The sequence below is a fragment of the Dehalogenimonas sp. W genome (assembly GCF_037094495.1).
Lineage (GTDB): Bacteria > Chloroflexota > Dehalococcoidia > Dehalococcoidales > Dehalococcoidaceae > Dehalogenimonas > Dehalogenimonas loeffleri.
In genome coordinates, this window is the sequence record NZ_CP146612.1 from 630272 (window position 1) to 656336 (window position 26065).

Annotated in this window: 29 protein-coding genes and 5 tRNA genes; 15 read left to right on the forward strand and 19 right to left on the reverse strand. The window is 54.8% G+C overall.

Annotated elements, in window-relative coordinates; genetic code table 11:
• The first annotated feature begins 1 nt into the window (after nt 1).
• The 6 genes from V8247_RS03185 to V8247_RS03210 all read left to right on the forward strand — a co-directional run bounded on the left by V8247_RS03185 (nt 2) and on the right by V8247_RS03210 (nt 1384).
• On the forward strand, nt 2–145 hold the full coding sequence (locus V8247_RS03185; protein WP_187286439.1) for a DUF5679 domain-containing protein: 144 nt from the start codon (nt 2–4) through the stop codon (nt 143–145).
• 111 nt (nt 146–256) lie between these two features.
• Complete coding sequence (locus V8247_RS03190) at nt 257–892, forward strand: TetR/AcrR family transcriptional regulator (RefSeq protein WP_338738697.1); 636 nt, start codon at nt 257–259, stop codon at nt 890–892.
• Between the two features lie 102 nt (nt 893–994).
• A tRNA-Trp gene (locus tag V8247_RS03195) sits at nt 995–1070 on the forward strand.
• Between the two features lie 3 nt (nt 1071–1073).
• Nucleotides 1074–1160: transfer RNA gene (locus V8247_RS03200), tRNA-Leu, on the forward strand.
• Between the two features lie 27 nt (nt 1161–1187).
• A tRNA-Gly gene (locus V8247_RS03205) sits at nt 1188–1262 on the forward strand.
• Between the two features lie 47 nt (nt 1263–1309).
• A tRNA-Cys gene (locus V8247_RS03210) sits at nt 1310–1384 on the forward strand.
• 16 nt (nt 1385–1400) lie between these two features.
• Here the strand turns inward: V8247_RS03210 and V8247_RS03215 are convergent.
• Nucleotides 1401–1811 (reverse strand): hypothetical protein, encoded by a 411-nt coding sequence (locus V8247_RS03215; RefSeq protein WP_338738699.1) that lies wholly within the window; start codon nt 1809–1811, stop codon nt 1401–1403.
• A gap of 61 nt (nt 1812–1872) precedes the next feature.
• Between V8247_RS03215 and V8247_RS03220 the strand changes: the two genes are divergently transcribed.
• Both V8247_RS03220 and V8247_RS03225 read left to right on the forward strand, forming a co-directional pair.
• Nucleotides 1873–2037 (forward strand): hypothetical protein, encoded by a 165-nt coding sequence (locus tag V8247_RS03220; protein WP_338738701.1) that lies wholly within the window; start codon nt 1873–1875, stop codon nt 2035–2037.
• 278 nt (nt 2038–2315) lie between these two features.
• Nucleotides 2316–2756 (forward strand): helix-turn-helix domain-containing protein, encoded by a 441-nt coding sequence (locus tag V8247_RS03225; protein WP_338738703.1) that lies wholly within the window; start codon nt 2316–2318, stop codon nt 2754–2756.
• Between the two features lie 122 nt (nt 2757–2878).
• Here the strand turns inward: V8247_RS03225 and V8247_RS03230 are convergent.
• Both V8247_RS03230 and V8247_RS03235 read right to left on the reverse strand, forming a co-directional pair.
• Nucleotides 2879–2963, reverse strand: a tRNA-Leu gene (locus tag V8247_RS03230).
• A 52-nt stretch (nt 2964–3015) separates the two neighbouring features.
• Complete coding sequence (locus tag V8247_RS03235; protein WP_338739302.1) at nt 3016–3654, reverse strand: hemolysin III family protein; 639 nt, start codon at nt 3652–3654, stop codon at nt 3016–3018.
• A gap of 197 nt (nt 3655–3851) precedes the next feature.
• On the opposite strand from V8247_RS03235, the gene V8247_RS03240 reads away from it, so the two are divergent.
• On the forward strand, nt 3852–4241 hold the full coding sequence (locus V8247_RS03240; protein ID WP_338738705.1) for an FxsA family protein: 390 nt from the start codon (nt 3852–3854) through the stop codon (nt 4239–4241).
• Nucleotides 4242–4273: 32 nt separating this feature from the next.
• Here the strand turns inward: V8247_RS03240 and V8247_RS03245 are convergent, their stop codons facing one another.
• Nucleotides 4274–4666 (reverse strand): hypothetical protein, encoded by a 393-nt coding sequence (locus tag V8247_RS03245; protein WP_338738707.1) that lies wholly within the window; start codon nt 4664–4666, stop codon nt 4274–4276.
• A gap of 160 nt (nt 4667–4826) precedes the next feature.
• Here V8247_RS03245 and V8247_RS03250 point away from each other — a divergent pair, with 160 nt between their 5' ends.
• The 3 genes from V8247_RS03250 (at nt 4827) to V8247_RS03260 (ending at nt 7800) form a co-directional block, all read left to right on the forward strand.
• The gene (locus V8247_RS03250; protein WP_338738710.1) at nt 4827–5462 is read left to right on the forward strand and encodes a 50S ribosomal protein L25; all 636 of its coding nucleotides are present in this window, start codon (nt 4827–4829) and stop codon (nt 5460–5462) included.
• 218 nt (nt 5463–5680) lie between these two features.
• The gene (locus tag V8247_RS03255; protein ID WP_338738712.1) at nt 5681–6574 is read left to right on the forward strand and encodes an ATP-binding cassette domain-containing protein; all 894 of its coding nucleotides are present in this window, start codon (nt 5681–5683) and stop codon (nt 6572–6574) included.
• Nucleotides 6571–7800, forward strand: a complete 1230-nt coding sequence (locus tag V8247_RS03260; protein WP_338738714.1) for an ABC transporter permease — start codon at nt 6571–6573, stop codon at nt 7798–7800. Before V8247_RS03255 ends, V8247_RS03260 begins: the two co-directional genes overlap by 4 nt.
• A gap of 403 nt (nt 7801–8203) precedes the next feature.
• Here V8247_RS03260 and V8247_RS03265 read toward each other — a convergent pair whose 3' ends face one another.
• The 3 genes from V8247_RS03265 to V8247_RS03275 form a co-directional block, all read right to left on the reverse strand.
• Nucleotides 8204–8815, reverse strand: coding sequence for a LysE family transporter (locus V8247_RS03265; RefSeq protein WP_338738716.1), 612 nt, complete (start codon nt 8813–8815; stop codon nt 8204–8206).
• A gap of 48 nt (nt 8816–8863) precedes the next feature.
• On the reverse strand, nt 8864–9484 hold the full coding sequence (locus V8247_RS03270; protein ID WP_338738718.1) for a glycerol-3-phosphate acyltransferase: 621 nt from the start codon (nt 9482–9484) through the stop codon (nt 8864–8866).
• Between the two features lie 983 nt (nt 9485–10467).
• A complete protein-coding gene (locus tag V8247_RS03275) occupies nt 10468–11379 on the reverse strand; it encodes a branched-chain amino acid transaminase (RefSeq protein ID WP_338738720.1) in 912 nt (303 codons plus the stop codon).
• A gap of 229 nt (nt 11380–11608) precedes the next feature.
• On the opposite strand from V8247_RS03275, the gene V8247_RS03280 reads away from it, so the two are divergent.
• Entirely contained in the window at nt 11609–12397 is a 789-nt protein-coding gene (locus V8247_RS03280) for an HNH endonuclease (protein ID WP_338738722.1), read from the forward strand.
• Nucleotides 12398–12411: 14 nt separating this feature from the next.
• Here V8247_RS03280 and V8247_RS03285 read toward each other — a convergent pair whose 3' ends face one another.
• Nucleotides 12412–13152: a PmeII family type II restriction endonuclease gene (locus tag V8247_RS03285; protein ID WP_338738724.1), complete on the reverse strand. Its 741-nt coding sequence runs from the start codon at nt 13150–13152 to the stop codon at nt 12412–12414.
• A complete protein-coding gene (locus tag V8247_RS03290; protein WP_338738726.1) occupies nt 13140–13973 on the reverse strand; it encodes a site-specific DNA-methyltransferase in 834 nt (277 codons plus the stop codon). The genes V8247_RS03285 and V8247_RS03290 overlap by 13 nt, the downstream gene beginning before the upstream one ends.
• Before the next feature lie 216 nt (nt 13974–14189).
• Here V8247_RS03290 and V8247_RS03295 point away from each other — a divergent pair, with 216 nt between their 5' ends.
• Nucleotides 14190–14597, forward strand: a complete 408-nt coding sequence (locus V8247_RS03295; protein WP_338738728.1) for a hypothetical protein — start codon at nt 14190–14192, stop codon at nt 14595–14597.
• A gap of 183 nt (nt 14598–14780) precedes the next feature.
• Here the strand turns inward: V8247_RS03295 and V8247_RS03300 are convergent, their stop codons facing one another.
• The gene (locus V8247_RS03300) at nt 14781–15914 is read right to left on the reverse strand and encodes a Fic family protein (RefSeq protein ID WP_338738730.1); all 1134 of its coding nucleotides are present in this window, start codon (nt 15912–15914) and stop codon (nt 14781–14783) included.
• 154 nt (nt 15915–16068) lie between these two features.
• On the opposite strand from V8247_RS03300, the gene V8247_RS03305 reads away from it, so the two are divergent.
• Nucleotides 16069–16599 carry a hypothetical protein gene (locus V8247_RS03305; RefSeq protein ID WP_338738732.1) on the forward strand — a complete coding sequence of 177 codons (531 nt, stop codon included), beginning with the start codon at nt 16069–16071 and terminating at the stop codon, nt 16597–16599.
• Nucleotides 16600–16741: 142 nt separating this feature from the next.
• Here V8247_RS03305 and V8247_RS03310 read toward each other — a convergent pair whose 3' ends face one another.
• The 9 genes from V8247_RS03310 to tgt all read right to left on the reverse strand — a co-directional run bounded on the left by V8247_RS03310 (nt 16742) and on the right by tgt (nt 26061).
• Nucleotides 16742–17077, reverse strand: a complete 336-nt coding sequence (locus tag V8247_RS03310) for a DUF4870 domain-containing protein (RefSeq protein WP_338738734.1) — start codon at nt 17075–17077, stop codon at nt 16742–16744.
• A gap of 199 nt (nt 17078–17276) precedes the next feature.
• A complete protein-coding gene (locus V8247_RS03315) occupies nt 17277–17846 on the reverse strand; it encodes an aldolase (protein ID WP_338738736.1) in 570 nt (189 codons plus the stop codon).
• On the reverse strand, nt 17839–18492 hold the full coding sequence (gene lexA, locus V8247_RS03320) for a transcriptional repressor LexA (protein WP_338738738.1): 654 nt from the start codon (nt 18490–18492) through the stop codon (nt 17839–17841). The genes V8247_RS03315 and lexA overlap by 8 nt, the downstream gene beginning before the upstream one ends.
• A gap of 98 nt (nt 18493–18590) precedes the next feature.
• Nucleotides 18591–21035: a DNA gyrase subunit A gene (gene gyrA / locus V8247_RS03325; RefSeq protein WP_338738740.1), complete on the reverse strand. Its 2445-nt coding sequence runs from the start codon at nt 21033–21035 to the stop codon at nt 18591–18593.
• Nucleotides 21036–21866 carry a tetratricopeptide repeat protein gene (locus V8247_RS03330; RefSeq protein ID WP_338738742.1) on the reverse strand — a complete coding sequence of 277 codons (831 nt, stop codon included), beginning with the start codon at nt 21864–21866 and terminating at the stop codon, nt 21036–21038.
• Nucleotides 21867–22065: 199 nt separating this feature from the next.
• Nucleotides 22066–23322, reverse strand: coding sequence for a histidine--tRNA ligase (hisS, locus tag V8247_RS03335; protein WP_338738744.1), 1257 nt, complete (start codon nt 23320–23322; stop codon nt 22066–22068).
• Between the two features lie 76 nt (nt 23323–23398).
• The gene (gene ychF, locus V8247_RS03340; protein ID WP_338738746.1) at nt 23399–24487 is read right to left on the reverse strand and encodes a redox-regulated ATPase YchF; all 1089 of its coding nucleotides are present in this window, start codon (nt 24485–24487) and stop codon (nt 23399–23401) included.
• Between the two features lie 81 nt (nt 24488–24568).
• Nucleotides 24569–24793 (reverse strand): hypothetical protein, encoded by a 225-nt coding sequence (locus V8247_RS03345; RefSeq protein ID WP_338738750.1) that lies wholly within the window; start codon nt 24791–24793, stop codon nt 24569–24571.
• Between the two features lie 92 nt (nt 24794–24885).
• Nucleotides 24886–26061: a tRNA guanosine(34) transglycosylase Tgt gene (gene tgt, locus V8247_RS03350; protein WP_338738752.1), complete on the reverse strand. Its 1176-nt coding sequence runs from the start codon at nt 26059–26061 to the stop codon at nt 24886–24888.
• Between the last annotated feature and the right edge of the window lie 4 nt (nt 26062–26065).

The window sequence follows — 26065 nt, forward strand, 5'->3', positions numbered from 1 at the left end:
TGTGGAAGGTTATTGCATGAAATGCCGCACCAAGAGGGAAATGAAGGACGCCAAGGCGATTACCATGAAAAACGGCCGTCCCGCCACCCAGGGCGCCTGCCCGGTCTGCGGTACCAAGATGTTCAAAATCGGCAAAGCTGCCTAATTACCCCGATTAGATTTAAACTGATGAGCCGGGTGCAATTGCACCCGGCTCCGGCTTTTTGGACAATAAAGCCCTTGACACCAATTCTGCCCCCACCTATAATCGGCCCGTATGACTGAGCATTCAATTAACCCCTCTGCCCCGAAGCGCGCCACCCAGCGTGATGAGAAAGCCGTGGAACGGCGCACCCAGCTGATTGACACCGCGCTGGAGGTCTTTGCCAAAAAAGGCTTTGACAAGACCAGCGTCCGGGAACTGGCCGCCGCCGCCGGTGTCGCCCAGGGGCTGATGTATCATTATTTCAAGAGCAAGGACCAGTTGCTGGAAGCGGTAGTGGAGCGGCACAGCTTTCTGCCGCAGCTCAAGGCCATGCTGACCACCATGCACAATGAACCGGCGGCTAAGGTGCTCAAGATCACCGGCAATCAGTTCTTTGCTTTGCTGGGCCAGAAAGAAAGCCTGATGAACATCTTCTTTCACGAAACCCAGAGCCATCCCATTGTGCCGCGCATCTGGCGCAATATCCTGAATCAGGGCATCGGCCTGTTCCAGACTTATCTTGACGAGCGGGTCGCCGCCGGCGAGCTGAAACCTCACACCACCGACGTCACCGCCCGCACACTGGCCTATACCATCGTACTGCTGCGGGCTACCAGCGTCGCCTTCCATCACCGCACCCGGCCGGAGGCGTTCATCAACGAAATGGTGGATAACCTGCTGAGCGGCGTAGCCGCCCCCGCCGCCTGAAGAAGGCTCTTTCCGGTCTGCATAATTTTCTCTCCCGCAGGTCTGCCGCCATTGACAATTCCAAACTGCTTGCGCTATGCTATTTACTCGCGCCTGCATTGTAGGAGTGTAGCTCAGTTGGTAGAGCAGTGGTCTCCAAAACCACCGGTCGAGGGTTCGAGTCCTTCCGCTCCTGCCAGTGGCCGAGATGGTGGAATGGTAGACACGCTAGCTTGAGGGGCTAGTGAGTGATGAGCTCGTGGGAGTTCAAATCTCCCTCTCGGCACCATTTTGTGTTAAAATTGCGTTTAAATATGCGGAAGTAGTTCAGTGGTAGAACGCCTCCTTGCCAAGGAGGAGGTCGCGAGTTCGAGCCTCGTCTTCCGCTCCATTAAAGACACCGCGGACTTTCCCCCGAAAGTCCGCTTCAATAACGCCGGCGACGTAGCCAAGTGGCAAGGCGGGGGTCTGCAAAACCCCTATTCACCGGTTCGAATCCGGTCGTCGCCTCCAATTTTCCAACCCCGTATCAGCTGTTCTTGCCCGCCTTCAGATGATAGCCCCAGCTTGCCAGCACCACCGTCACTGTAAAATAACTCAACAGCAGCACATTGCTGTCGGCATTCAGGTTCAGCGGTTCAGCCAGCCCGAATATCAGCACCACGCCCATCACGGCGCCGGCCAGCGCCAGCCAGATGGATCCGGGATACTTGAACACGCGGCCGTAAATCCAAATCCCCAGCACCGCGCCCAGCGGATAGCCAAAAACCATCCCCATGATACCGCCGACCAGGTCGCCGAAGCCGCCGGCATCGTTACCGGATACCAGGGCGGCACCGAGAACGATACCCGGAATCGCTATTAAAAAGCCGGTAAAAGCCCCGGCCAGCAGCATACCGGCGAAGGATTTGAAAGTGCGTTTTGCTATCGGTTTTATCATTGACATCTCCTTGAATCCATTATAGCATTACACAGTTTCAATATTATTACGGGAGGACACAATGAAAAACACCAAATTATGGACCTTAATCACTGCAGGGCTGGCAATTCTGGCCGGCGTCGGCGGTTTCCTGGCGGCGGGTGAAGATGGCAACGCCGAGATTCATGTAATCTTAGGTGTTTTGACGCTTATTTCAGCGTTGATTGCCGCTTACTCAGCCAGATAAACCGGGGAAATGCCACCTGGCAACAGGCAGGAAATTCCTGTCTGCTGTCAGGTGTTGTCTTTCTTCCCCCTAAATCGGAGCCGGGGGTTTTTATCACCATCTTCATCATCGCCGTGTGGGCGGTCTGGCATGCCCAATTCAACTGGCTCAAATTCGGCTGACCGTCCCTTATTTAAAATATTGGTAGTATTTGTTTTTGGTAGTATTGGTATTATTCCGGCTCTGCCGGCCCCTGACCCCTTGACACCCCTTGCCATGATATATAAACTATGGGCACTATGTCTGATACAAGCATGACCATCGCCCAGGCTGCGGAGAAACTCAATGTTTCCACCCGCACCATCCGCCGCTACATCAAGGCCGGCCGGCTCAAGGCTGACCTGATTAACGGCCCCTTTGGTGAAGAATACCGCATCCGGGAACTGCCGGATGACCTGCACAAGACCGAAGGGGTGGACAAGTCCGGACAGACAGCCCTTGACAGCCATGACCCCGCTGCCGGTGCCTCCGGCGACATGCTGGCCGTCTTCCGGGAACTCCAGGAAAAGAATCTGGCGCTGGCGGCTCAGTTAGGCGCCGCTACCGAACGGGTACGGCACCTGGAAGGCCAGCTTAAACAGCTGACCGACGGCAAACCGCCCAAATCCCCGTGGTGGCAGAAATGGTACGCCGATATTAAATCCCGCTTGAACGGCCGTAAAAAAGAAACCGAAGAATAAAATACCGGGCTAACACAAAAAGGCGCTGAAATCAGCGCCTTTTATTATCTCAACTACCCCTGGACAATCCGGTCCGTTTTTTCTACTTGGGCTTGGTTATTTGAGATTTGAAGTCTAGTTAGTGGTGCCGGGAGAGGGGATCGAACCCACATGACCGAAGTCGGCGGATTTTAAGTCCGCTGCGTCTGCCTATTCCGCCATCCCGGCGCCGCCCAGATTATAACACAAGACCCCATCACTTTTGCCAATTCCGCTGCGGTCAGATAACCGAACCCAGCACCACGGCAAAATGAATAGCGGCGCCAATGAGTATCCAGACGTGAAAAATATCGTGAAAGCCAAAGACCCCAGGCAGGGGATTGGGCCGCTTCAAAGCATAAATCACCGCCCCGATGCTGTACGCCACCCCGCCCGCCGCCAGGCCCCAGAAAGCCCACCACGGCATGGCCAGCCACAGTTCCCGCAGCGGTATCAGTGCCAGCCAGCCCATGCCCAGGTAAAGAATGGGCGATAATACCCGCGGCGCCTGCAGCCAGTACAGCTTGAGAAAGACGCCCGCCACCACTATTGACCAGGGGGCAATGATCATCCCCCAGCGCCAGGCCCCTTCCAGGTAGATGTAAACCAGCGGCGTGTAACTGCCGGCGATCATGATGAAAATCGCAATGTGGTCCAGCTTGCGCCAGATGGTAATTTCGTTGTCACGCTTCTTGAGGGCATGATACACGGCGCTGAAAGAAAACAGGGTGGTCACCGCCATCCCGTAAATCAAGGTCACCGCCATGTAATCCCAGCGCCCCCAGGTCAGCACCAGCAGCACCAGCAACCCGATGACCGCCGCGACAGCACCGCCCAGATGGGAGTAATGGGAAAACCGCTCGGTTCTGTTAACTACGATAACTCAGCCTCCGTCAGCACAGGTCTGCCATAGTGAATTATACCAGTTTTCGGCAAACTGAAAGCCAGCTGAAGAACCGGAAATCCGCCGCTGCGCCGCCTGGCGGAGGCATTATTTTTTACCCGTATCCGGTTCAGGTGTTAGAATTAAATGTCCGGCTGTTTTCTGTCGGGCGAGTTAAAGGAGAGGAACAAAAAATGCCCCTCGGTCTGTTGTTCGTCGGCATCCCGCTTATTGAGCTGGCGCTGCTGATTTATATTGGAAATTATCTCGGTGTGTTCAACACCGTACTCCTGGTCATCGTCACCGGCCTGGTGGGAGCCGCGCTGGCCAGAAGTCAGGGTTTCACGGCACTGTCAAAAATCCGCAATAATATGGCCCAGGGCACCCCGCCCGGTGATGACATCCTCCAGGGCGGCCTGATTCTCATCGGCGGCCTGCTGCTGCTGACACCCGGTGTCCTGACCGACCTGATCGGCTTTGCCCTGCTCATTCCGCCGTTCAGAATCCGGGCTGCCGCCGCCCTGAAAGCCTTCATCATGAATAAAATCCGCCGCGGCGATGTCCGCTACCACCGCATCCAATAACGCCCCGCAGTCCCGGTTGTCACCCCTGGCGGTCAGCCGGATACCGCTTTACGCCCGAAATATTCCTTCACTTCCGGCTTCATCAGATAAGCCAGTTGCAGGATACCGATGACCGTACCCACCGGAAACCCCGGCAGCAGCAAGGCTCCCTGAATAATAGCCGTTATCCGGCCGAACTCCCGGCCCCGGAGCAGCCCGACAGCGGAAACCACCGCCAGAGTGATGTAGGCCAGCAGGACAAAGGCCGCGATACTGATGCCGAAGAGCACCCAGATACGATCACCGTCCAGTAGGGGCGTATCCGGATACCACAATGACTCCGGCGCAAAGGCTATCAGCGCCAGCACCAGAATACCGATTGCGGCGAAAAAAGCCGTCGCCAATTCCCAAACCGCGATCAACACCACCAGATCAGGTCTTTTCATTTCTCTGTTCCTCCGAATGATTCTATTCTAAACCTTATGGCAAAAGAATCAATACAGCCGGACCCCGCGTCAATGACTTAACATAATCTTCTTACCCATTGACTAATGGTGTCCGGCTCTGCTTTAATAAACGTTTGTTAAGTTAGAGAGGAAATGAAACATGGACAAGATAGTTCTATCAATCAGCCAGCGTGAGGCCACCGGCCAGAAAAACCGGTTCCTGCGCCGCGACGGGTTCACCCCCTGTCATATTTACGGTCACAACATCGCCTCGGAGACCGTTCAGGCTGATTCCGCCGCCCTGGAGCACGTTATCGCCACCGCCGGCAACACCCGGCTGGTCGCCCTGGAAGAAGCGGGTAAACAACCCCGCATGGTCTTCATCCGGGAGATTCAGCGCACTCCGGTCGGCAGCAATGTACTGCACGTGGATTTTTATCAGGTTAAGATGACGGAAAAACTTACCGCCCGGGTGCCGCTGCATCTGGTCGGCGAAGCCCCGGCGCTCAAGAGCAAAGGCCGCCTCCTGGCCCACCCCATTGATCATGTTGATGTAGAAAGCCTGCCGGCCGACATCCCCGCCAGCATTGCCGTGGACATCTCGGTGCTGGCCACTCTGGACGACGCCATCCACGTCAAAGACCTGCCGCTTAATAAAAAAGTGACCATGCTGACTGACCCCGACGCCCTGGTCGCCAAGGTCAATGAACCCACCGTCAAGGCTGAGGCTGAAGAAGCCGGCGCAACCGCAGAGGCACCTGAAGCCGAGGGTGCCGGAGCTGAGGACAACAGCTAGTTTTTTACAACTCAACCAGCCCATTCATGCGGCTGCAGCGGTAACCATCCTTCGGCTCTCCCTTTACAGGGAGAGCCGAAGTCATTAAATATCCGGAGTTGAAGGATGACAACTGCAAAAACTGGACATCCGGTCAGGTTAAAAACCCACCCGGCGACCGGTGGTTTGCCGGCGGATTTGGTATATTCTTGTCACAAACCTGAAGAAAGGACACAGTCATGCCCACGGTCCAACTAAGTCATATCAACAAGACCTACGGCACCGCCCGGGTGGTTGACGACGTATCGTTTGAAGTTGACGGCGGCGAGATTTTTGCCCTCATCGGCCCCAACGGCGCCGGTAAATCCACTACCATCCGCATGATGATGGACATCATCAAGCCGGACAGCGGTGAGATTCTCATTAACGGTGACCACCTCGGAGAGGCCGCCAAAAACCGTATCGGCTACCTGCCGGAAGAGCGCGGCCTGTACCGTAAGTTAAAGATCATAGATACCATCGTCTACCTGGCCAGTCTGAAGGGCGCCGATACCGCCGCCGCGGTGACGCGGGCGGAGAACATGCTCAGAAAGTTTGACCTTTTTGACCACCGCTTCAAGAAGATTGAAGAACTGTCCAAGGGTATGGGCCAGTTAACCCAGTTTGTGGTTACCGTGGCCCACAATCCCGACCTGATTATTCTGGATGAGCCGTTTGCCGGCCTGGATCCGGTCAATTCCCGCCTGCTCAAGGACACCATCAGAGAGTTGCGGGCTGAAGGCAAGGCCGTCATTCTGTCCACCCACCGCATGAACGAGGTGCAGGAGATGTGTGACCGCCTGTTCATGATTAACAAAGGCCGACGGTTGCTGTACGGCAAACTGGATGACATTCGCCGCCAGTACCGCGCCCATGCCGCCGTGGTGGAAAGCCCGACGCCGCTGCCGGAAAATCTTACCGGCGTGCTCAACCGTCAGGTCAAAGGCAATCTGACCGAACTCCAGCTGGATACCGCCACCTCACCGCAGGCCCTGCTGACGCAACTGGTTTCCGCCGGCGTTGCAGTGGAACGGTTTGAAGTGGTAACCCCCAGTCTGGATGAAATCTTTGTCCGGGTGGTGAAACAGTCATGAACAAAACGATGCTTATCTTCAAACATGAATTCCGCACCCTGGTGCGGCGTACCGGTTTCATCCTCATGACCGTAGCTTTCCCGCTGCTGGGGCTGCTGGCCATCGGCGGCGGCGAACTCATCTCCGGCATCGCCGGCGGCGATGACCCCGGCGAAGTTACCCAGGTCACCATCGGCTATGTTGACGATGCCGGCTTGATCGGTGCTTATGACCAGCAGACCAATTTCACTTTTGAGTCTTTCACCAGTGTTGAAGCCGCCAATCAGGCCCTGGTTGCCGGCGATATCGCCGAATATATCTACATCACCCCGGACTACCTGCAGAACGGTTCGGTCGCCCGCTTCACCGTCTCCCGTGAGCTGGAAACGCCCGGTGACCGCTATGATGCCATCCGTAATTTTGTGTTGCGCAATCTGCTGGGCCCGGAAGCCGACCCGGATATTGTTGACCGGGCGGTTTATCCCCTCAACCTGTCCAACATCGTGATTGATCCGGTCACCGGTCTGCCGGCGGACACTCAGGGCGGCTTTTCGCAGTTCATCCTGCCTTACATCTTCGCCATTTTACTGGTCATGTCCATCTTCACCTCTTCCGGCTACCTGCTCCAGGGCCTGGCCGAGGAGAAGGAAAACCGGGTCATGGAAATCCTGCTGTCGTCGGTCTCCAGTCGCCAGCTCATCACCGGCAAGGTCCTCGGACTGGGGGCCGCCGGACTGTTGCAGATGGCGGTCTGGCTGATTTCGGCGCGTTTCCTGGCCAATATGGCTTCGGAGAATTTCTCCGAAATCCTGGGCACCATTGAGGTGTCCACCACCTTTGTCATCATCGGCCTGGCCTACTTCATCCTGGGCTACCTGCTGTTCGCCATCATCATGGCTGCCGCCGGCAGCATCGGCTCCAACGCCCGGGAAAGCCAGCAGATGGCCACGGTTTTCACCCTGCTGGCGGTGTCGCCGATGTGGGGCATGGTTTTCCTGATTGAAAACCCCGACCACCCGGTCAGTATCTTCCTGACCCTGTTCCCGCTGACCGCGCCGATCACCACCATCGTCCGCATCGGCGTCGCCGACGTGCCGTTGTGGCAGATCGGCCTGAGCATGCTGATCATGGCGTTGTCGGTAGTCGGCTTGCTCTTCCTGGCGGCCAAAATCTTCCGCACCTTCCTGCTGATGTACGGCAAAACACCAAAACTGGGGGAGATTATCCGCCTGATCCGGCAGTCATAGCACCGGCATTGAACCCTTAGCCGAAGAAGAACTAATTGAAAACAACTATTGGAAATTGGTAGTATTTGTAGTATTGGTAGTATTTCTCTGTCTTTGCGAGGATCGCAGCGACGTGGCAATCTAGCAAGAATAGTCCCCCGTTTTCAGTAGGGGAGAGGCATGCCTCTCCCGCCAGGTAAGCTGATGTCTGACTACCGACGGCTGACAGCCCCCCCCCATCGTCATTGCGAGGCCGCCTTGGCGGCCGTGGCAATCTCGGTTCCCCGTTTCGGTCATTTGGTATTGTAATTTTGATATTGTTTAGGATTTAGGTATTAGATATTAGAATTTCCCGCAGGGCAATGCCTGCCCCGCCCGGTATTAAGCTGATGGCTGATGGCTGACCGCTGACAGCTCCGGAGTGTTAGCCTATGGCTAACACTCCGGAAACCACAAACCACCCCCCAAACCCCATCAACAACAACCCGCAAGCCACAAACACCGCCTCATGCAGCGCCGGCGCCCACAACCGGTGCGTTTTATACACCAGCCCCGAAACAATGGAAAGCCATATCAGGTCCACCGCCCAATGCGTCAACACCAGCGCTGTCAGGCCGCCTAAGCCATAATCAGCGATTTTCAGCACCAGCAGGGCCCCGACAGTCGCCCACCAGATAATAAAGAACGGATTTCCCGCTGACAGAATAATGCCGGCAGTAAATGCATTGTAAGGCGTGTCTTTGGTCCCGCCGGCATAAGCCTTGCGGGCGCGCAGCATCCCCAGCCCCATCCAGATAATCATCCCGCCCCCGACGATACCGAGGATGAGATGCGTAATATCGTTCTCAAGGATGGTGGCCGCGCCGAAATAGATCAGCAGGATCAGCGGCACCTCCACCACGGCATGCCCCAGCGATACCTGTGCCCCGGCCCATGGCGATTTATAGCTTTTGGCCAGAACGGTGGCAAACATCGGCCCGGGCATCAGCGCACCGGACATGGAGATAACGAAAACAGAAGCAAGAACAGCCAGCATAATCCGGCATTATAGCACCGCGCCGGGACTCGCCGCACGGCAGGGGAATCACTTTTTTGGCTTGAGGTCGTCCCGTCCCAGAGCGGCCAGCCCCCGCTGCCGGAAATCCACCCGGGCGACCGGGTAATATTTGACGGCAATAACACCGCTGAGAACTGCAGCCAGCCCGGCGACCAGGCCGGAATCGGTAAAATACCAGGTGATAAACGGCAGTAACAGCAGACTGACGGCGTTGCCCAGCACCAGATTGCGGCTCACCAGCCACACTCCCAGAATAACAGCCATCATCGCCGCGATCACCGCCGGATAACCGTAGATGAAAGAAGCCCCGGCCACAGCCCCCACCGCCGCCGCCATCCCCTTGCCGCCGCGGAATCGGAGCCACACCATCCAGTTATGACCCGCCACCGCCGCCACTCCGGCAGCCAATACGAAACCGGTCTCAACATCAAGGACATAGTAAGCCGTCAGCACCGCCGCGGCCCCTTTAGCGACATCAATAAAAGCTACGGCCAGCCCGGCCTTCAGCCCGATGCGCCGGAGGGTGTTCAGCCCGCCGATATTGCCTTCGCCCAGCGCGTCGCCACTGCCGGCAACCTTGCGGGCGATGAGATAAGCGGTCGGAATACTGCCCCAGAGATACCCCAGAAGCAACGCGAGAAATCCCATACCTCAACCTCCAACGGTCAGGTATCCGCCGGCCGAATGATGATTAAGGTAGTTGACGCCGGCCAGGCGGTATCCGGCTATCAGTATAAAACTCCCACCGGCCTTTGTCAGCAAAAAAGAAGCTGAAAGCTGACGGCTGATAGCTGACAGCCCCCCACCAGTCATTGCGAGCCTACGGCGAAGCAATCTCGGTTCCCCTATTCAAATATTGGAAATTGGTAGTATTTGTAGTATTGGTAGTATTTCACTGTCTTTGCGAGGAGCGCAGCGACGTGGCAATCTAAAACCCACTTCCATTCTGTCATCCTCGGCGCAAGCCGGGGATCCACGTCCCTGGTTACTGTCTACTGCCAACTGTTCACTGTAAACTAAAAAGCTGAAAGCTGACCGCTGACAGCTGCCAGCTCGTCCTCCTGCGTCCTTGCGAGCCTACGGCGAAGCAATCTCGGTTTCCCTATTCAAATATTGTAAATTGGTAGTATTTGTAGTATTGGTAGTATTTTCCCGTCTTTGCGAGGAGCGCAGCGACGCGGCAATCTAAAACCCACTTCCATTCTGTCATCCTCGGCGCAAGCCGGGGATCCACGTCCCTGGTTACTGTCTACTGCCAACTGTTCACTGTAAACCAATAAGCTGAAGGCTGACCGCTGATTGCTGACCGCTGCCAGCTCGTCCCCCGTTTCGGTCATTTGGTATTGTAATTTTGAGCTTGTTTGTTATTTGGGTGCTTAGAGCTTGGAATTTCCCCCAGGGCAATGCCTCGCCCCTGCGTCCTTGCGAGCCTACGGCGAAGCAATCTCAGTTCCCCTATTCAAATATTGGAAATTGGTAGTATTTGTAGTATTGGTAGTATTTCACTGTCTTTGCGAGGAGCGCAGCGACGTGGCAATCTAGCAAGAATAGTCCACCGTTTTCAGTAGGGGGCAGGCATGCCTGCCCCGCCTGGTAAGCTGACTGCTGACTGCTGATGGCTGAAAGCTCGCCTAGAAAACGGGCGTGCACCACCCCGCATACTTCGGCAAATTCCCCTTAATCGCCTCAAAATACAGGTCCTTCAACTTCGCCGTAATCGGTCCAACGCCGCCATTCCCCAGCGGATGCCGGTCAATCTCGCACACCGGCGTCAGATGCGCAGCAGTACCGGTCAGGAAGCACTCGTCAGCCACATAAAGCTCATAACGGTCCACCGGCCGTTCCACCACTTCCAGCCCCAGTTCCTGCCGGGCCAGAGTGATGACGGTATCGCGGGTGATGCCGTTCAGTATACTGTTATAAATAGCCGGCGTGATCAGTTTGCCGTTCTGAATCAGGAAGATGTTCTCGCCGCTCCCCTCAGCCACATGGCCGTCCGGTCCCAGCATAATCCCTTCATCAAAGCCGTTCTCAATGGCTTCGGTCTTGGTCAGGGCGTTATTGATATACAGCCCGGTGGCCTTGACGGAAGGCGGGAAGACGTTATCATCCGGTCTGCGCCAGGTAGACACAGCCACCCGACAGGCATCAGTGTCCAGATACCGCCCCCAGGGAATAGCAAACACCAAAAACTCAGACTCCAGATCATGCAGCCGCACCCCCAGCGCTTTGCTGGATTTATAGGCCAGCGGCCGGATATAGGTGTCTTCCTTGAAGCCGCTTCTTTTGGTCACTTCCAGTGTGATCTGCCCCAGTTCAGCAGCCGTCTTCGGAATATTGATCCGCAGCACCTTGGCGCCGTTCTTCATCCGCTCCATATGCTCCTGCAAGCGGAAGATATATACCTGCTGGTGAGCTTCGTTCCAGTTGCCGCGGATGCCTTCAAACAGGGCGGTGCCGTAATGCAGCGCATGAGTCATAACGCTGATCTTGGCGTCCTCCAGGGGAATTATCTGACCCTCAAAATAGCAATATGACGGCATGGCGGCTCTCCTTTTATGGTGGTGTGGCTATGGATTATAGACTGATGGGGGCTAAATTCCAAGTCAATTGGGACAGGCGTTTATCATCAAGGGGCACTGGTTGTTTCTGATTTCAACTTGAATACCTAACCCCGAATTGTTCCAATCGACTGTCCCGAATGTATTACCTGATCTTGAAAACGCGAAGGCCTACCTTTTCCCTTTGAAGTTCCATCTCAATGGGGGTATTATGAACCGCATAATGAATAGTTCAAATTCAAGCTTGAAAAACAAATGGTCAAGAGATGAACTGATTCTCGCTTTTAATCTATATTGCAAAACTCCGTTTGGAAAAATCCATCATAATAACAAGGATATAATTTCCCTTGCCTCGATTATCAAACGTTCTCCGTCAGCGGTATCGTTGAAACTCTCCAATTTTGCACGGCTTGATCCAGCTTTACAAGAGCGAAACATTGCCGGCATGAGTCATGGCAGCAAATCCGAAGTTGATGTGTGGGAGGAGTTTAACAATAATTGGGAAGCACTTGCATATCAAAGCGAAAGTATTCTTGCCCATTACAGAGATATACCTTTAGAAGAATCCGCCAAGATTAACAATACCGATTTGCCACCGGTGGGTAAAGAACGTGAATCCCTGATTAAAATCAGGGTCAATCAAAGCTTTTTCCGCCAAATGGTCATGGCGTCTTACGACAGTAAATGCTGCGTTACAGGTATCTCCGTCCCTGAATTACTGGTCGCCGGCCATATTGTGCCTTGGTCCGTTGATGAATCTAACAGACTGAATCCTTGTAACGGATTATGTTTGAACTCTTTACACGATGCCGCTTTTGATAAAGGCTTAATGACCATCACTCCTGAATACCGGATCAAACTGTCCAGTGTGTTAAAGGAAGATAAGAACACAAGCCTATGGTTCAATCGTTTCGACGGTGCAAAAATAACACTGCCTAAAAAGTTCGTACCTTCCACTGAGTTCATTGAATACCACCACGATCATGTTTTCAAAGGTTGAACGTTCCTGGTTGATTACTTTGAAGAATTAAACCTCACCAGGCATTCCCAATCGATCTTCCCGTCATCAGCGCAGAAATCCTTTTGAAATTCGGCGGTGAATCGGTTGACAACACCAGCATATTCTTCGGCGAATTCATGGTTCTTTTCTTTGGCCTTATGCCCTAATGGTTTGATTAACTTAGTGTATAAATCCGGGTCGCCGGAAATAAACTCCCAAAAAGCCTGTCCACAGTATTTATAATACTCACCTTTGTCAGGCTTAGTTTCCTTCCCGTAAGCACAGCCATTGACCGCAACAATATTATTTGGGGCATCCGTCGTTCTCAAGATACGTTTAGTCCTGGTAAAATCATCTTTCATCTTGCGTATTTGGCTACTGTTGCCCCAGTTCGGACCGGATTTGATGGCCACGATATACCAAATCCCGTCCTTTTCAAATTCCAGGTCAACGCCTTCAGCCCCGGACTTCTTACCGCTGAATACTGCCCCGTTGATATAAATCGCCAATCCTTCCAGAAAACGGCCGAATATCGCTTCTTCCTGTGAAGATAAGTAGGCATCTAGAAGTATTTTCACCAGATCCTGAGCCAGAAGGACATTTTTCGCCTTGAAGAGATAAGGGTTTTTTCTTTTGAGGATATTGCCAAGTTTAAGTTTCCTGATGCTTTGAAGCCGGTTTTGGTGAAAAGTACCGATGTTATTCTCAATGTAGGCGGTAACATCAACGATAGCCAAGGCATTTATTTCTGCCATTCGGTTTCCTCCTCCAACAAGTAACCTGCCGTCTGTGAGAGCGCCAACTCGTAATATTCAGGCTGGATCTCAATGCCGATGGCGTCGCGCCCCATCAGATGCGCAACTTTTAGAGTAGTGCCAGAGCCGGCAAACGGATCCAGAACAGTATCGTTCTCTTTCGTGAATAAATTGATAAACCACCGGGGTAATGATTCCGGGAATACCGCGCTATGGTTTTTATTACTGCATTCAGTTGCCATTCGTAGTACGTTGGTCGGATACACCATGTCTCTACCGACCCAGTTAGAAATGTTTTTACCAAAACCGCTTTTGACCTTGGATTCATCGCGAACCTTGTCAGTGGGGCTTAACTTGGACAAGCGGGTTTTAGCCCAATCTCCCACCGGTACCATCGCCGCGTCCTGATACATGTTGAATTTGGTGTTTTTATTGAACTGAAGCAGTCTCTCCCAGGCATCCCGGAAGCGGTTCGGCCATTTACCTGGATAACAATTCTTTTTATCCCAGATAAACTCTTCCGTCCATAACCAGCCCTGTTTTCTCATTTCCAGAATAAGCTCAAGGACATAGGTGTGACGTTCGCCTGCCACAACCCGTTCTTTGATATTGAGGATAAACGTCCCGGTTGGTTTAAGAACTCTCAACAATTCTGCCGATATCGGCAGAAACCACTCAACGTATTTATCAGGAGCAACTCCCCCATAAGTATGTTGCCGCTGGTCAGCGTAGGGCGGAGATGTTACCACCAGGTCAATACTGTCGGTGGGTATTTCTTTCAGCTTCTCCGCGCAATCGCCTAAAATCACTTTAACTGTCATAGCTATCCTATAAATCTAATACCGTTATTATACCTGTTGATTACCCCTGATACCATGATTTTATATATTCTTGCGCATCCCCGCCGGTGTTAAAGGTAATTTAAATCTACTTACCATAATAGTTTGTGTAAAGTCATTCGCTTTCCAGATACTAACCTTTTACCTCCCGTTACCGTTTTAACCTGTGAAGTAAGAAAAAGGAGAATGGTAACACTAGTGACAAACAGATTTATTGGAAAATTGCTGGTCCCGTTGTTGATTGTAACAGCCTTGACCGCCGTGGGTTGCTCCGCAGCCGCCAGCGGCGCACAGGATGAATTTACCGAAAGTAAGGCGCTGCAACAGGCGGAATTGTATGTTGAATACAGCCCGACTTTTATCTATGACGGCATTGACCAAAGCCTGAAACTGGTAGAGACGCTTTATCCTGACACTGAAAACACCTGGCAGTTTGTATTTCAGTTTGAAAGCCGCCACTCCGGTTACGGAGACAGGGACGGCCAGATACTGCTTCAGGTTATTACCCCGCATGAGGTCATAATTACCATCCAGGACGGCGAGGTGACGACAGCCATCATGGATTCTGTATGGGATATGGTCAACCAGGATCTGATTGACGGATAGTCAGAATCTATCGTACTGGTAACAATAGACTTAAAACTGACATACGGGCTGGGAAATAGATTCCCAGCCCGTATTGTTTTGATGGTATTGGTTAAATAATCACCGAACCTGTCAAACCCGTTGCCCCGTCCATTTTCACATCCCTCCTCAAAAAAACCACTTGTCCACCATCGCCATTCCAAATCATCTGAACAATCTCAAATACTCCTCAAAACTGAAAACACGGTTACGCTGGTAGCCGGTCTTTTCCTTCAGAATATCAGCCTCCACAAAAGCAGATACCAAATCATTTGCGGCTTTAGGTGACAAACCGGTTATTGTTCCGACATCGGTGATCGTGATCCGTGGCTGTGAGAAAAGCGCCGAAAATAAAATAGTGGCATTTTTCTGTCTTTTCCCCATTCTGGGTATTTTCTGGCGTTCAATCTCGTTCATCAGACCGATGATTTTATGCAGGTTTGAGGTGGCATTCTTGGCGGTCTCGATGACACCGGCAAGAAAGAACTTGAACCATTGCCCCAGATCGTTGTTGACTCTTACCCGTTCCAGATTGTCGTAATAAAGTGTCCGGTTCCGGTCGAAGAATTCAGATAGATACAGCAGGGGCAGATCCAGCACGCCATTACTGACAAGATACAGAGTTATCAAAAGGCGTCCGGTTCTACCGTTGCCATCATCGAACGGGTGGATGGTTTCAAATTGATAATGGGCTATCGCAATGCGTATCAGGTGTGGTAGACGGACTTCATCATTGTTCAGAAACCTTTCCAGATCACCCAGTAACTCCGGTAACTCATGGGGCGCCGGGGGAACGAATACGGCATCGTCCAGCGTTGCCCCGCCGATCCAGTTCTGCCCGGTCCTGAACTCACCCGGGTTTTTGTTTTGCCCCCGACCGCTGGACAACAATCTCCGATGAACGTTCTTGATCAGCCTGTTCGACAACGGCAGTCGGTCCAGTTCAGAGATGGCATAGTTCATTGCTTCCACATAATTATTGACCTCTTGCCAGTCTTCTCTCCTTTCAGGGGCAAGGTCTTTTTGTGAAACCACGGCTTCATCGATGCTCGTCATGGTGCCTTCGATATGGCTGGACATGACCGCTTCTTTGAGTACATGCATCTTGATGAACATATCCGAGTCAGGCACGAACCGGGCGAAGGAATTCAGTTCCCCCAGTCTCAACGATGCTTTCTCCACCATTTCGTTAATGATATCGTCTTCCCAATAGAAGGAATGGTTTATCTTCTCTGGAAGGAAGTATTTATATCCGGTGGTTCGTCGCCATGTCCCGGATTTGAATTCGGCAATATCCATGAAAATATCCTTGGCAAATTCTTATTTTACTTTAATACCTTAAAGTAAAATATACTCTCGCATATTTTACTTTGTCAATACCTTTGCCGGGATGGCTGGCCGATACTATGCCTCCTCCCCCAAAAATAAACCTCCGAAATGAGACATCTGCCTATTGACAATTTTGGAACTATATAGTATCTTTATCAGTATGATTTTTGAGAACACTAGTACACATCCAACGCCGCCGAATGAATCTGGCGAAGCGCCAAACCCGGAGCCGTTGCGCCGGAAGCGCGGCGGCCAGGCGGGAAATCAGAACGCCCGCAAGCACGGTTTCTATGCCCAGTACCACCGCTGCCTCCGGGAAACCAAAGAAGCCAGAATACGCAAAGTCCGGGCAATGCCGGCTATTGACCGGGAGATCGCCGAGGCCCGGGCCAAACTGGCTGACATTGTCAGCAAGACCCCTGACAATTACCGCGTCTTTCTGCTGGCCGTGGCTTCGCTGGGGCGCTTAGTGTCGGAAAGGGAGAAGCTGGACCGTGAGCAATTAAACGATAAGCTGCGGCGAATACTGGCAGACTTGCCTGTTTCGGCCGAACTGGAAGCCGCCGGCCTGAATGTTGCTGCAGCCGGATTGACATTCGTCTCAAATATTGAATCCCACGAAGGGCCCAAAGCTGAAGAAAATGATTCGTCTTGAAAAAGTATTTCGCTGATTTTGCACAAAACAATGTTTGCCGGCGTGCCGGAGAGCAAAAAGATACCCGAACCGGGTAAAACCTTACCCTGATCCGGGTATCGTCAGCATAAAAAGGCCGTCAGTGCCGGCGGGAACTCCGGTGTTAAACCTTCTTCGCCGCCCACTGCTCCGCCAGATCACCGGCGATGGGCAGTTTATACTTCTCTCCCTGGTAGGCCTTAACCATCAGCACCAGCCACAGGACAAAAGCCACGATACCGAGAAAAGCGTTAATCACCCAGCCAATGAAAGGGATGACCGTAAATATCGCGGTAACAATACTCAGACCGCCGAAGACAATAATTGACTGGGCGGCGTGAAACCGCACGAACTGGCTCTTGGTCTCAACCAGATAGAAGATTAACCCGCTGACCCAGGCCGCCAGATAGCAGAGCAAACCGGCGACATTGCTTTTTAGCCCGGTAGAACTATCATCCATAAACCGCCTCCAACTCTCAGTTTCAATTGAATATAAGAATATACTTGGTGACTGCCGGGGTCAAGACATTATTTGAAAAAAGAAAAGCCCCGTCAATGCGGGGCATTTACCTGGCGCTGATTTGAGTTATTCCAAATTTATTCAGTCAGGGCTAAAACTGCCCTGTCGCTACTGATAGCTGATAGCTGATGGCTGACAGCTACTTGGTCCGGAGCGTCTTCACCAGCCACAACACCTGACAGGCCTCTTCCAGACCGGCGGTGTACTTGCAGGCTTCTTCCAGGTCGGCGCCGATGGCGAAGGTGCCGTGGCCGTACACCAGGGCCAGCTTCTGGGTTTTAAGCGTCTCGGCGATGGCCTCGGCCATGGCTCCGGGTTTGACGTTCTCATTCCAGCCCAGCACCTTGATGGTGCCCAGTTCATAAAGCTCCGCCTGTTCGGAGACAATCTCCGGCTCGGTCATGGACAGGGCGATAGCGTGGGGCGGGTGGGCATGGACAATAGCGCCGGCGCCGGTGGCTTCCAGAATGGCGCGGTGTACCGGCAGTTCCACCGAGGCCAGTTGCGTCTGGTCATCATCGGTGCTGATACCGGTAACAATGATATCCTGGTCCCGGAGCGCGCCGAGTTGAGAACCCCGCCGGGTGATGGCCATGCGACCGCCGTCCAGCCGGACCGACAGATTGCCGCTGTGAGAGGACACCAGACCGCGGGTGAACAGGGACTTACCGATTTTTTTAAACTGGGCGTTAGGAACAGATCTACTCAACTTTTCGCAGCACTCCGATAACCCGCCCCTGGATGACCACGTTCTTGGCATTTTCGTACATCGGGGTCATCAGCGCATTAGCCGGCTGCAGGCGAATCTTGCCGTCATCCTGCTTGAAAACGCGCTTGAGCGTGGCTTCCTTTTCGGATTTCAGCCACACCGCCGCCATCTGGCCATTTTCCACATCATTGGCGGCCTGCATGATGACGATGTCGCCGTCATTGACCAGGGCATCAATCATGGAATTGCCGCGCACCTTAAGGGCAAAGACGTTCTTGCGGTGGCCGATCATGGTTTCCGGCACATCCACGTTTTCGGCGGCCAGTTCCGGCTTCCAGGTGTCAACATCAGGCACCGGTATCGGCCGGCCGGCGGCGATTTTACCCAGCAGCGGCACCAGCTGGCGGGGACGGCCTTCGGCCCCCAGCAGTTCAATACCGCGGGAGACATCCTTGTGGCGGCGGATATAGCCGGCGCGCTCCAGATGTTTCAGATTATAGTCGGCCACCGAAGTGGAGCTGATTTTGCACCCGGTCACGATGTCCCGGATGCTGGGAGGGATGCCGAAGTCATTAAAATACCCCCGGATGAAATCCAGCATTTTGAGCTGTCTCTCGGACATGGTTTTTCTGGCTGTTCTAGGCATAATTCCCCCCTGTCTGGACATTTGTTCTTTATAACTCTACTCTACGGCACGATGGTTGTCAAGAGGTACCGCGAATAATCCGAACTAACGGCGTTTTTTTATTCTACCATGGTGGCAAAAGTGACCACACGGTCGTTCTCATCCGGCCGGATAACAATGACTCCCTGGGTACTGCGCCCCATGACGATAATACCTTTTTCTTCGTCCTCGGTACCCACCGGGGTGCGGATAACCACTCCTTCGGCGGTGGCAATCATCACCTGGTGTTCACGGTCCACGACCTTGCCGGCCACGACCTTGCCGGTCTTGTCCACCACTTTGAAGGTCAGCACGCCGGAACCGGCGCGGTGCTGCAACGGATATTCTTCTACCGGCGTCAGCTTGCCGTACCCGCCGGCAGTGACCACCAGCACGAAGTGATCCGGTCGGGCCACATCCAGGCCGACCACCCGGTCGTCCACTTCCAGAGTCATACCCTTGACGCCGCCGGAAGCCCGCTGGGAAACCCGCAGGTCCTCGGCCGGGAAGTGAATGGACTGGCCGTTGTGGGTGATAAGGAGAATATTCTGATCGGCATTGACCAGGACGGCGCCGATAAGTTCGTCGTTCTTGGGCAGGTCCATGGCGATTAAACCGCTGGAACGTACCGCGGCGAAGTCAGCCACCAGAGTACGCTTGACCTCACCGCCGGCGGTTGCCATGACCAGCGAGGTGTTTTCGCTGAATTCAGACACCGCAATCATGGAGGTAATCCGTTCGTTTTCCGCCAGCGGCACCAGATTGATAATGGCCAGGCCCTTGGCGGTCCGCAGCATGTCGCAGGGGATCTCATGGCAGCGGATGGAGAAGATCTTGCCGCGGTTGGTGAAGAGCAGCACGCTGTCGTGGGTGTCAGCCACCATGATGAAGCGCACCGAATCCTCTTCGCGGGTCTTGATGATGCTCTTGCCGCGGCCGGCGCGGTGTTGTAGCCGATAGACATCGGACGGCACCCGCTTGATGAAGCCGCGCTCGGTCAGGGTCACCACCATGCTCTCGTGAGGGATCAGGTCTTCCTCACGGAACTCAATGACCCCCTGAGACTGGATCTCAGTCCGGCGGGCGTCGCCGTATTTGGTTTTGATTTCGCTGATATCGGATTTGACCAGCGCCAGCACCTTGCGCGGATTGGCCAGCAAATCCTCAAGGTAGGAAATCTGCTTGAGCACCTCGGCGTATTCGTCCAGAATCTTCTGGCGTTCCAGATTGGCCAGGCGACGCAGCTGGAGGTCCAGAATGGCCTGAGCCTGAAGCTGGGACAGCTCAAATTTGGTCATCAGGTCACGACGGGCGGAGTCGCCGCTCTCGGCGTGGCGGATGAGTTTAATAATTGCGTCAAGATTATCCAGGGCGATCTTGAGACCTTCCAAAATATGAGCCCTGGCTTTGGCCGCCTTGAGTTCAAACTTAGAGCGGCGGGTAATGATCTCCTGGCGGAATTCAATGTAGTGGACCAGCGCTTCCTTGAGGTTGAGCACCACCGGGCGGTTGTCCACCAGCGCCAGCATATTGATGAAGAAAGAGGTCTGAAGGTTAGTATGCTTATAGAGGTTATTGAGAATCTGCTGCGGTTCGCCGTCGCGCTTGAGTTCAATGACCATCCGCATGCCCTGACGGTCGGATTCGTCCCGGACTTCGGCAATACCGTTGACCTTGCGCTCGCGGGCCAGGGTCACAATGCGCTTGACCAGGTCGGCCTTATTCACCTGGTAAGGCAGTTCGCTGATGATGATCTGACGCCGGCCGCCGGTTTCCGCCACGTCGGCCACGTGGGCCCGGGCGCGGATAACCACCTTGCCGTGGCCGGTGGCATAGGCGCTGCGGATGCCGTCCCGGCCCAGAATCAAGCCGCCGGTGGGGAAGTCGGGTCCCTTGACGAACTGCAACAGGTCGTCAAGACCGCATTCAGGGTTATCAATCAGATAGGAGATGGCGTCACAGAGTTCAGTCAGATTGTGGGGCGGAATATTGGTCGCCATACCCACGGCGATACCGGACGCGCCGTTCATCAGCAGGACCGGCAAACGCGACGGCAGCACCGTCGGTTCCTTGAGCGAGGCGTCAAAGTTGGGCATGAACTCAACGGTTTCTTTGTCAATATCCACCAGCAGTTCACCGGCCAGCCGCATCAAGCGCGCCTCGGTGTAACGCATGGCAGCCGGGGGATCGCCGTCAACGGAACCGAAGTTACCCTGACCGTCCACCAGCATATAACGCAGGGAGAAGTTCTGGGCCATGCGCACCATGGCGTCATAAACCGAGGTGTCGCCGTGGGGATGATATTTACCGAGGACTTCACCGACGATACGGGCGCTTTTCTTGTACGACGTGTTGTAGTGCATGCCCAGATCGCTCATGGCGTAGAGAATCCGCCGGTGTACCGGTTTCAACCCGTCCCGAACATCAGGCAGCGCCCGGGATACGATTACGCTCATGGCGTAATCCAGGTACGAGCTTTTCATCTCGTCCTCAATGTTTATGGGACGGATATTACCGATTACCATCTAGACCTCCAGTTCGTCGTCATCGTCGTCGTCATCATCGTCATCGTTATCTTCATCATCTTCAGCGAAGGCTTCCCCGTCGGCTACGGCCGGTTTTTCAGTTCCTTCCACGCTGTGGTCAACTTCTTCCTCATCCGCCAGGGAATCATCCAGGTCCGGTTTGCGGGCGGCGGTGGCGGAAAGGCGGGCCGGGAAGGATATTTGTCCCGCCTGAGACGGGTGCTGATAGATTTCCCGGATCATGATCGCCAGCTTATTGTCATCAGAGCTGACTACGGTCGCCGAATAACGGTTGCCGCCCTTCATCAGCTTGAGTAGGCGCAGTGCGGTGCGGGTATCCACAACGCCGAGGTATTCTCCGTTCAGGCTGTCCACGAACAAAACACCGGGGCCGGGACGCAGGCTGACGTTATCGCCGGCATCCACCCGGGCCAGGACTTCCCGGGCGGCCAGCTTGGACAACACCGCCACGCCGGCCTTGCCGATTTCCTCAATAAAGGCCTGCGCCGGCACTCCCTGGCCGTCGCCCCGGGTCGGCCGGACACCGGAAGCCATCAGAACTTCCAGCCGCTTCAAATTGCGGTCGGCAATGCTGTTATAAGGGTCCAGATCCCGGGACCTGGTGTAGGCCTTGCGGGCTTCTTCGTATTCACCCAGTTCCATCTGCGCCCGCCCGAGACGGTTCAAGGCTTCCAGGTCATTGGAGAAGATTTCCAGGATAGCCTGATTGGCTTCCGCTGCCTCTTTCCAGCGCCCGGATATGGCGAATTCAATGGCCGCCTGGGCATTGCTCTTCTTGAGCTTGGCCTGTTCATCGTCGTTGTAAGCCATCAATCGCTCCTGTTACCAGATTTAGATGTGAGATTTTACTTGATTGGCGCAACGCGGGCAAATTGAGGCACCAACGACGTCTAACATAATGCCCTATTATAGCATTTTTGGTCTTCAAACGTCAGCCGAAAACGGCGAACCGGGGACTGGTTTCAGGTCCGGGCAAGAACGGACAGGCGGTGTCAGGTGAAGTGCCGGGCTATAATGCTGACAGCGTCGCAGCCAGGCCGTCCAGCGGCAACGGCCGTTGTTCGGAGTTGCCCATGTCCCGCAGAATGATGGTCCCCTCAGCCAGTTCTGATTCACCCAGAATCAGCGTATAGCTGACGCCGAGGGCAGAGGCCTGGCGCAGTTGGGCCTTTAAGCTGCGGCTGCCGAGCGACTGGGCCAGCGGTACGCCGGCGCGCCGGAGTTCGGCGCCAAGCGTGAAAGCCGGGACAGCGGCGGCCTCGCCCAGCCAGGCTAAAAAGAAACGGGGTGCACTCAGCGGCGGCACGGCAATCTCCTGCCGCTTGAGATTCAGGATGATTCGCTCAATGCCGGTAGCGAAACCGACCGCCGGGGTAGCCTCACCGCCGAGTTGGCCTATCAGGCCGTCATAGCGGCCGCCGCCGCCGATGGTGGACTGGGCGCCCTCTTCCAGCGGCTGAATCTCAAAGACCGTGCGGCGGTAATAGTCCAGACCGCGCACCAGCCGGTGATTGACGGCAAAGGGGATGTTCACCGCCCCCAGCAACGCTTTCAGGCGTTCAAAATGCGTCAGACAGTCCGGACAGAGGTAATCAGCGGAATGAGGCGCACCGGCGGCCGCAGCGCTGCAATCCGGTTTCTTACAGTCCAGCAGCCGCAGCGGGTTGTTGTCATAACGGGTACGGCAATCCTGACACTGGCCGGCGACACCGGCGGCATAATAATCCTTGAGCGCGGTCGTGTAGGCTTTGCGGCAGTCCGGACAACCGATAGAATTGAGCTGCACCGGCAGGGTCGTCAATCCCAGTTCCCGGTAGAAGCTCCAGGCCATATCAATCACCTCGGCATCCGCTGCGGCATCGGCATCACCGATCAGCTCAAAACCGAACTGATGATGCTCCCGGTAACGGCCGGCCTGAGGCCGGTCATAACGGAAAATATTGGCCAGATAATACAGTTTGACCGGCTTGGGACGTGACCCCATGCCGTGCTCAATATAAGCGCGGGCCACCGGAGCGGTGCCTTCCGGACGCAGCGTCAGGTCCGAGCCGCCGCGGTCGGCAAAGGTATACATTTCCTTGCTGACAATATCAGTCTCCTCACCCACGGTGCGGGTGAAAAGACGGGCATCCTCAAAGGTGGGGGTATCAATGCGGGCGTAACCGTAACGGGCGGCGATATCCGCCGCCTTGTCCTGGATAAAGCGCCAGTACGGCTGCTCCTCCGGCAGGATGTCCTGGGTACCCCGGGGTGACTGATAATCCATGCGGCTCCTTTAACGCCTGATAATACTATTGCAGCGGGCTTGCTGTAAACAGGAGCTTGTTTTCACCGGTCCGGCCTTAAACGTTAAACAGGAAGTGCGCGATATCGCCGTCTTTCACGATATAGGTCTTGCCTTCCAGCCGCAGGACGCCCTGTTTCTTAGCCTCGGCCATGGAGCCGGTGCGGATGAGGTCATCATAGGCCACCACCTCGGCGCGAATAAAGCCGCGTTCAATATCCGAGTGGATCTTGCCGGCTGCCTGTTGGGCCGGCAAGCCGGCCGAGATACTCCAGGCCCGGACTTCGTCCGGCCCGACGGTAAAGAAAGAAATCAGCTCCAGCAGCTCATAGGAAGCCCGGACGGTCCGCGCCAGACCGGTCTCTACCAGCCCGTAATCGGAACGGAACTCCGCGGCGGAGTCTGCGTCCATGGCTGCCAGTTCGGCCTCCAGCCGGCCGCACATGGCGATAACCCGGCAGCCTTTGCCTGAAAAGCGCGCTGACAGGTCTTGTTCTATCTCCGCAACGCGGGCGAGGTCTTCCTCGCCGATATTAACCACAATAAGCAGCGGTTTAGCCGACAGGAACTGATAACCGGAAATGGTTCGTTCCTCCTCGGCATCCAGCGGGACATCCCGCAGCGGAATATCCTTTTCCAGCTCACCCTTGAGGCGGGCTAAAAGGTCCTGTTCCGCGATGAACTTGGGACGTTCAATGGCCTTGGCGCTTTTGAGCGACTGCTCAATGCGGCCGAGGCGGCGTTCCAGGATGGCCAGGTCGGAAAAGGTGAGTTCCAGATTCATGGCTTCAATGTCCCGCGCCGCATCTACGGTGATCTGAGGATGGGGCACGGTTTCATCTTCAAAGGCCCGCACCACGTTGATGAGTTCATCCATGTTGGACAGTTCCCTTAGTGCCTCACCGCCGACACCGGACTGCGCCAGACTTTTGACCGAGGCGCCCAGGTCCAGATACTTCACTTCAGCGAAGGTGGTTTTTTTGGGATTGAACATCCCCGTCAGCTTATCTATGCGGGCGTCAGGCACCCGGGCCACCCCCACGTGGGCTGCCTCGCCTGATTTCGCCGCCGCGCCGCCGGTGGCGGCTTGAAAGATGGTGGTCCGGCCGCTCTGGGCCAGTCCGATGATACCGATATCTAAGGACATGGTTTCCCCTTTTGTAAATAGTCAACGGTGAAAAGAAAGATGTGATATCCGATGGCGGTGCCGGCAGCCGCCCGGCCGGGATTATTTTTCGTTGCTGATGATGTCCCGGGCACTCACCAGAGCCTGGTCCCGTATCTCGTAGTCCGCGTCCTTGTTCGCGGCAATATCCAGCAAAGCCAGGAACGCCTGACGGCTGCCGAGGCGGGCGATGTCGGCGATAGCCTGAGAGCGCATCCCGGCGGACAGGCCGGTGTCCTGGGCGATATTCATCAATTTCTTAAGTTCCGGGCTGAACGTCTCCGCCATAACCGGCCTCCTAGTATTACTGGGGATTATTGTTACACAACCCCGCGGCGAGTTCAATACACCGGTTTTTTGATCCGCGCCCACCGCCGCGTTTAAGCACTGTCCGCGGCCTTGTTCCGGTCATTCAGCCACTGGCGCTTCTGACTGAGGCGCACTGTTTCATCGGTCGGCCGGTAGTCGGCAAGGAAATCCCGGGCAAAATCGCCGTAGCGGCCGGCCACAATAGCCTGCCGGATATCAGCCATCAAACGGCTCATGAAATACAGATTATGCAGCGTCGCCAGACGATGGCCCAGCAATTCCTTAGCCCGGAACAGATGATGGACGTAGCCGGCGGAAAAAGACGTACAGGCCGGACAGGCGCAGCCGGTCTCAATGGGATTTTTGTCACCCTGGTAGCGGGCATTGACGATATCAATGCGCCCCTGCCGGGTGAATAACGCTCCGTTGCGGGCCACCCGCGTCGGCAGCGCCGAGTCAAACATGTCAACGCCGGCTGCTACCGCCCGGATAATATCTTCGGGTGAGCCGACGCCCATCAGGTAGCGCGGTTTGTCCACCGGTAAAACATCAGTAACCGCCGCGGTGATTTCTATGGTCTGGTCTTTGCTTTCACCGATCGCCAGCCCGCCGACGGCATAGCCGGGAAAATCCAGGGCCACCAGCCCTTCCGCCGAACGAAGCCGCAAGTCGGTATGCAAGCCGCCCTGGATAATGGGGAACAGCGCCTGGTCAGTGCGGGTTTTGGCTTTTAAACAACGTTCCGCCCAGTCGTGGGTGCGGGCCACGGCGGCAGTAATAACGTCACGGGACCCTTCCACCGGCGGGCACTCGTCCAGCGCCATGATGATATCGGCCCCGAATGATTCCTGGTATTTAATCGCCAGTTCGGGACTGAAAAAGTGTTCCGAACCGTCAATATGCGAGCGAAAGGTAACGCCGGCATCAGTCACCTTCCGGAGCGGCGACAGGGAAAATACCTGGTAGCCGCCGGAATCGGTCAGCAGCGCACCGTCCCAACCCATGAATTGGTGCAGTCCGCCGTAACCTTCAACGACTTCGGTGCCGGGGCGCAGGTACAGGTGGTAATTATTGGCCAGAATCAGTTTATAACCGATTGCCGCCACCTCATCCGGCGTCAGTGTCTTGATGGTAGCCTGGGAGCCGACGGGCATGAAACAGGGCGTCTCCACTTCAGCATGAGGCAGACGCAAACGGCCGGTCCTGGCGGAGCCTGATTTTTCCAGTTTAAAAGATAGTGCGGTCATAAAT

What these genes read in the sequence shown, in the direction of transcription:
- V8247_RS03190 (WP_338738697.1), top strand. Translation starts at nt 257, where the DNA reads ATGACTGAGCATTCAATTAACCCCTCTGCCCCGAAGCGCGCCACCCAG.
- V8247_RS03215 (WP_338738699.1), bottom strand. Translation starts at nt 1,811, where the DNA reads ATGATAAAACCGATAGCAAAACGCACTTTCAAATCCTTCGCCGGTATG.
- V8247_RS03220 (WP_338738701.1), top strand. Translation starts at nt 1,873, where the DNA reads ATGAAAAACACCAAATTATGGACCTTAATCACTGCAGGGCTGGCAATT.
- V8247_RS03225 (WP_338738703.1), top strand. Translation starts at nt 2,316, where the DNA reads ATGTCTGATACAAGCATGACCATCGCCCAGGCTGCGGAGAAACTCAAT.
- V8247_RS03240 (WP_338738705.1), top strand. Translation starts at nt 3,852, where the DNA reads ATGCCCCTCGGTCTGTTGTTCGTCGGCATCCCGCTTATTGAGCTGGCG.
- V8247_RS03245 (WP_338738707.1), bottom strand. Translation starts at nt 4,666, where the DNA reads ATGAAAAGACCTGATCTGGTGGTGTTGATCGCGGTTTGGGAATTGGCG.
- V8247_RS03250 (WP_338738710.1), top strand. Translation starts at nt 4,827, where the DNA reads ATGGACAAGATAGTTCTATCAATCAGCCAGCGTGAGGCCACCGGCCAG.
- V8247_RS03255 (WP_338738712.1), top strand. Translation starts at nt 5,681, where the DNA reads ATGCCCACGGTCCAACTAAGTCATATCAACAAGACCTACGGCACCGCC.
- V8247_RS03260 (WP_338738714.1), top strand. Translation starts at nt 6,571, where the DNA reads ATGAACAAAACGATGCTTATCTTCAAACATGAATTCCGCACCCTGGTG.
- V8247_RS03265 (WP_338738716.1), bottom strand. Translation starts at nt 8,815, where the DNA reads ATGCTGGCTGTTCTTGCTTCTGTTTTCGTTATCTCCATGTCCGGTGCG.
- V8247_RS03270 (WP_338738718.1), bottom strand. Translation starts at nt 9,484, where the DNA reads ATGGGATTTCTCGCGTTGCTTCTGGGGTATCTCTGGGGCAGTATTCCG.
- V8247_RS03275 (WP_338738720.1), bottom strand. Translation starts at nt 11,379, where the DNA reads ATGCCGTCATATTGCTATTTTGAGGGTCAGATAATTCCCCTGGAGGAC.
- V8247_RS03280 (WP_338738722.1), top strand. Translation starts at nt 11,609, where the DNA reads ATGAACCGCATAATGAATAGTTCAAATTCAAGCTTGAAAAACAAATGG.
- V8247_RS03285 (WP_338738724.1), bottom strand. Translation starts at nt 13,152, where the DNA reads ATGGCAGAAATAAATGCCTTGGCTATCGTTGATGTTACCGCCTACATT.
- V8247_RS03290 (WP_338738726.1), bottom strand. Translation starts at nt 13,973, where the DNA reads ATGACAGTTAAAGTGATTTTAGGCGATTGCGCGGAGAAGCTGAAAGAA.
- V8247_RS03300 (WP_338738730.1), bottom strand. Translation starts at nt 15,914, where the DNA reads ATGGATATTGCCGAATTCAAATCCGGGACATGGCGACGAACCACCGGA.
- V8247_RS03310 (WP_338738734.1), bottom strand. Translation starts at nt 17,077, where the DNA reads ATGGATGATAGTTCTACCGGGCTAAAAAGCAATGTCGCCGGTTTGCTC.
- lexA (WP_338738738.1), bottom strand. Translation starts at nt 18,492, where the DNA reads ATGCCTAGAACAGCCAGAAAAACCATGTCCGAGAGACAGCTCAAAATG.
- gyrA (WP_338738740.1), bottom strand. Translation starts at nt 21,035, where the DNA reads ATGGTAATCGGTAATATCCGTCCCATAAACATTGAGGACGAGATGAAA.
- V8247_RS03330 (WP_338738742.1), bottom strand. Translation starts at nt 21,866, where the DNA reads ATGGCTTACAACGACGATGAACAGGCCAAGCTCAAGAAGAGCAATGCC.
- hisS (WP_338738744.1), bottom strand. Translation starts at nt 23,322, where the DNA reads ATGGATTATCAGTCACCCCGGGGTACCCAGGACATCCTGCCGGAGGAG.
- ychF (WP_338738746.1), bottom strand. Translation starts at nt 24,487, where the DNA reads ATGTCCTTAGATATCGGTATCATCGGACTGGCCCAGAGCGGCCGGACC.
- V8247_RS03345 (WP_338738750.1), bottom strand. Translation starts at nt 24,793, where the DNA reads ATGGCGGAGACGTTCAGCCCGGAACTTAAGAAATTGATGAATATCGCC.
- tgt (WP_338738752.1), bottom strand. Translation starts at nt 26,061, where the DNA reads ATGACCGCACTATCTTTTAAACTGGAAAAATCAGGCTCCGCCAGGACC.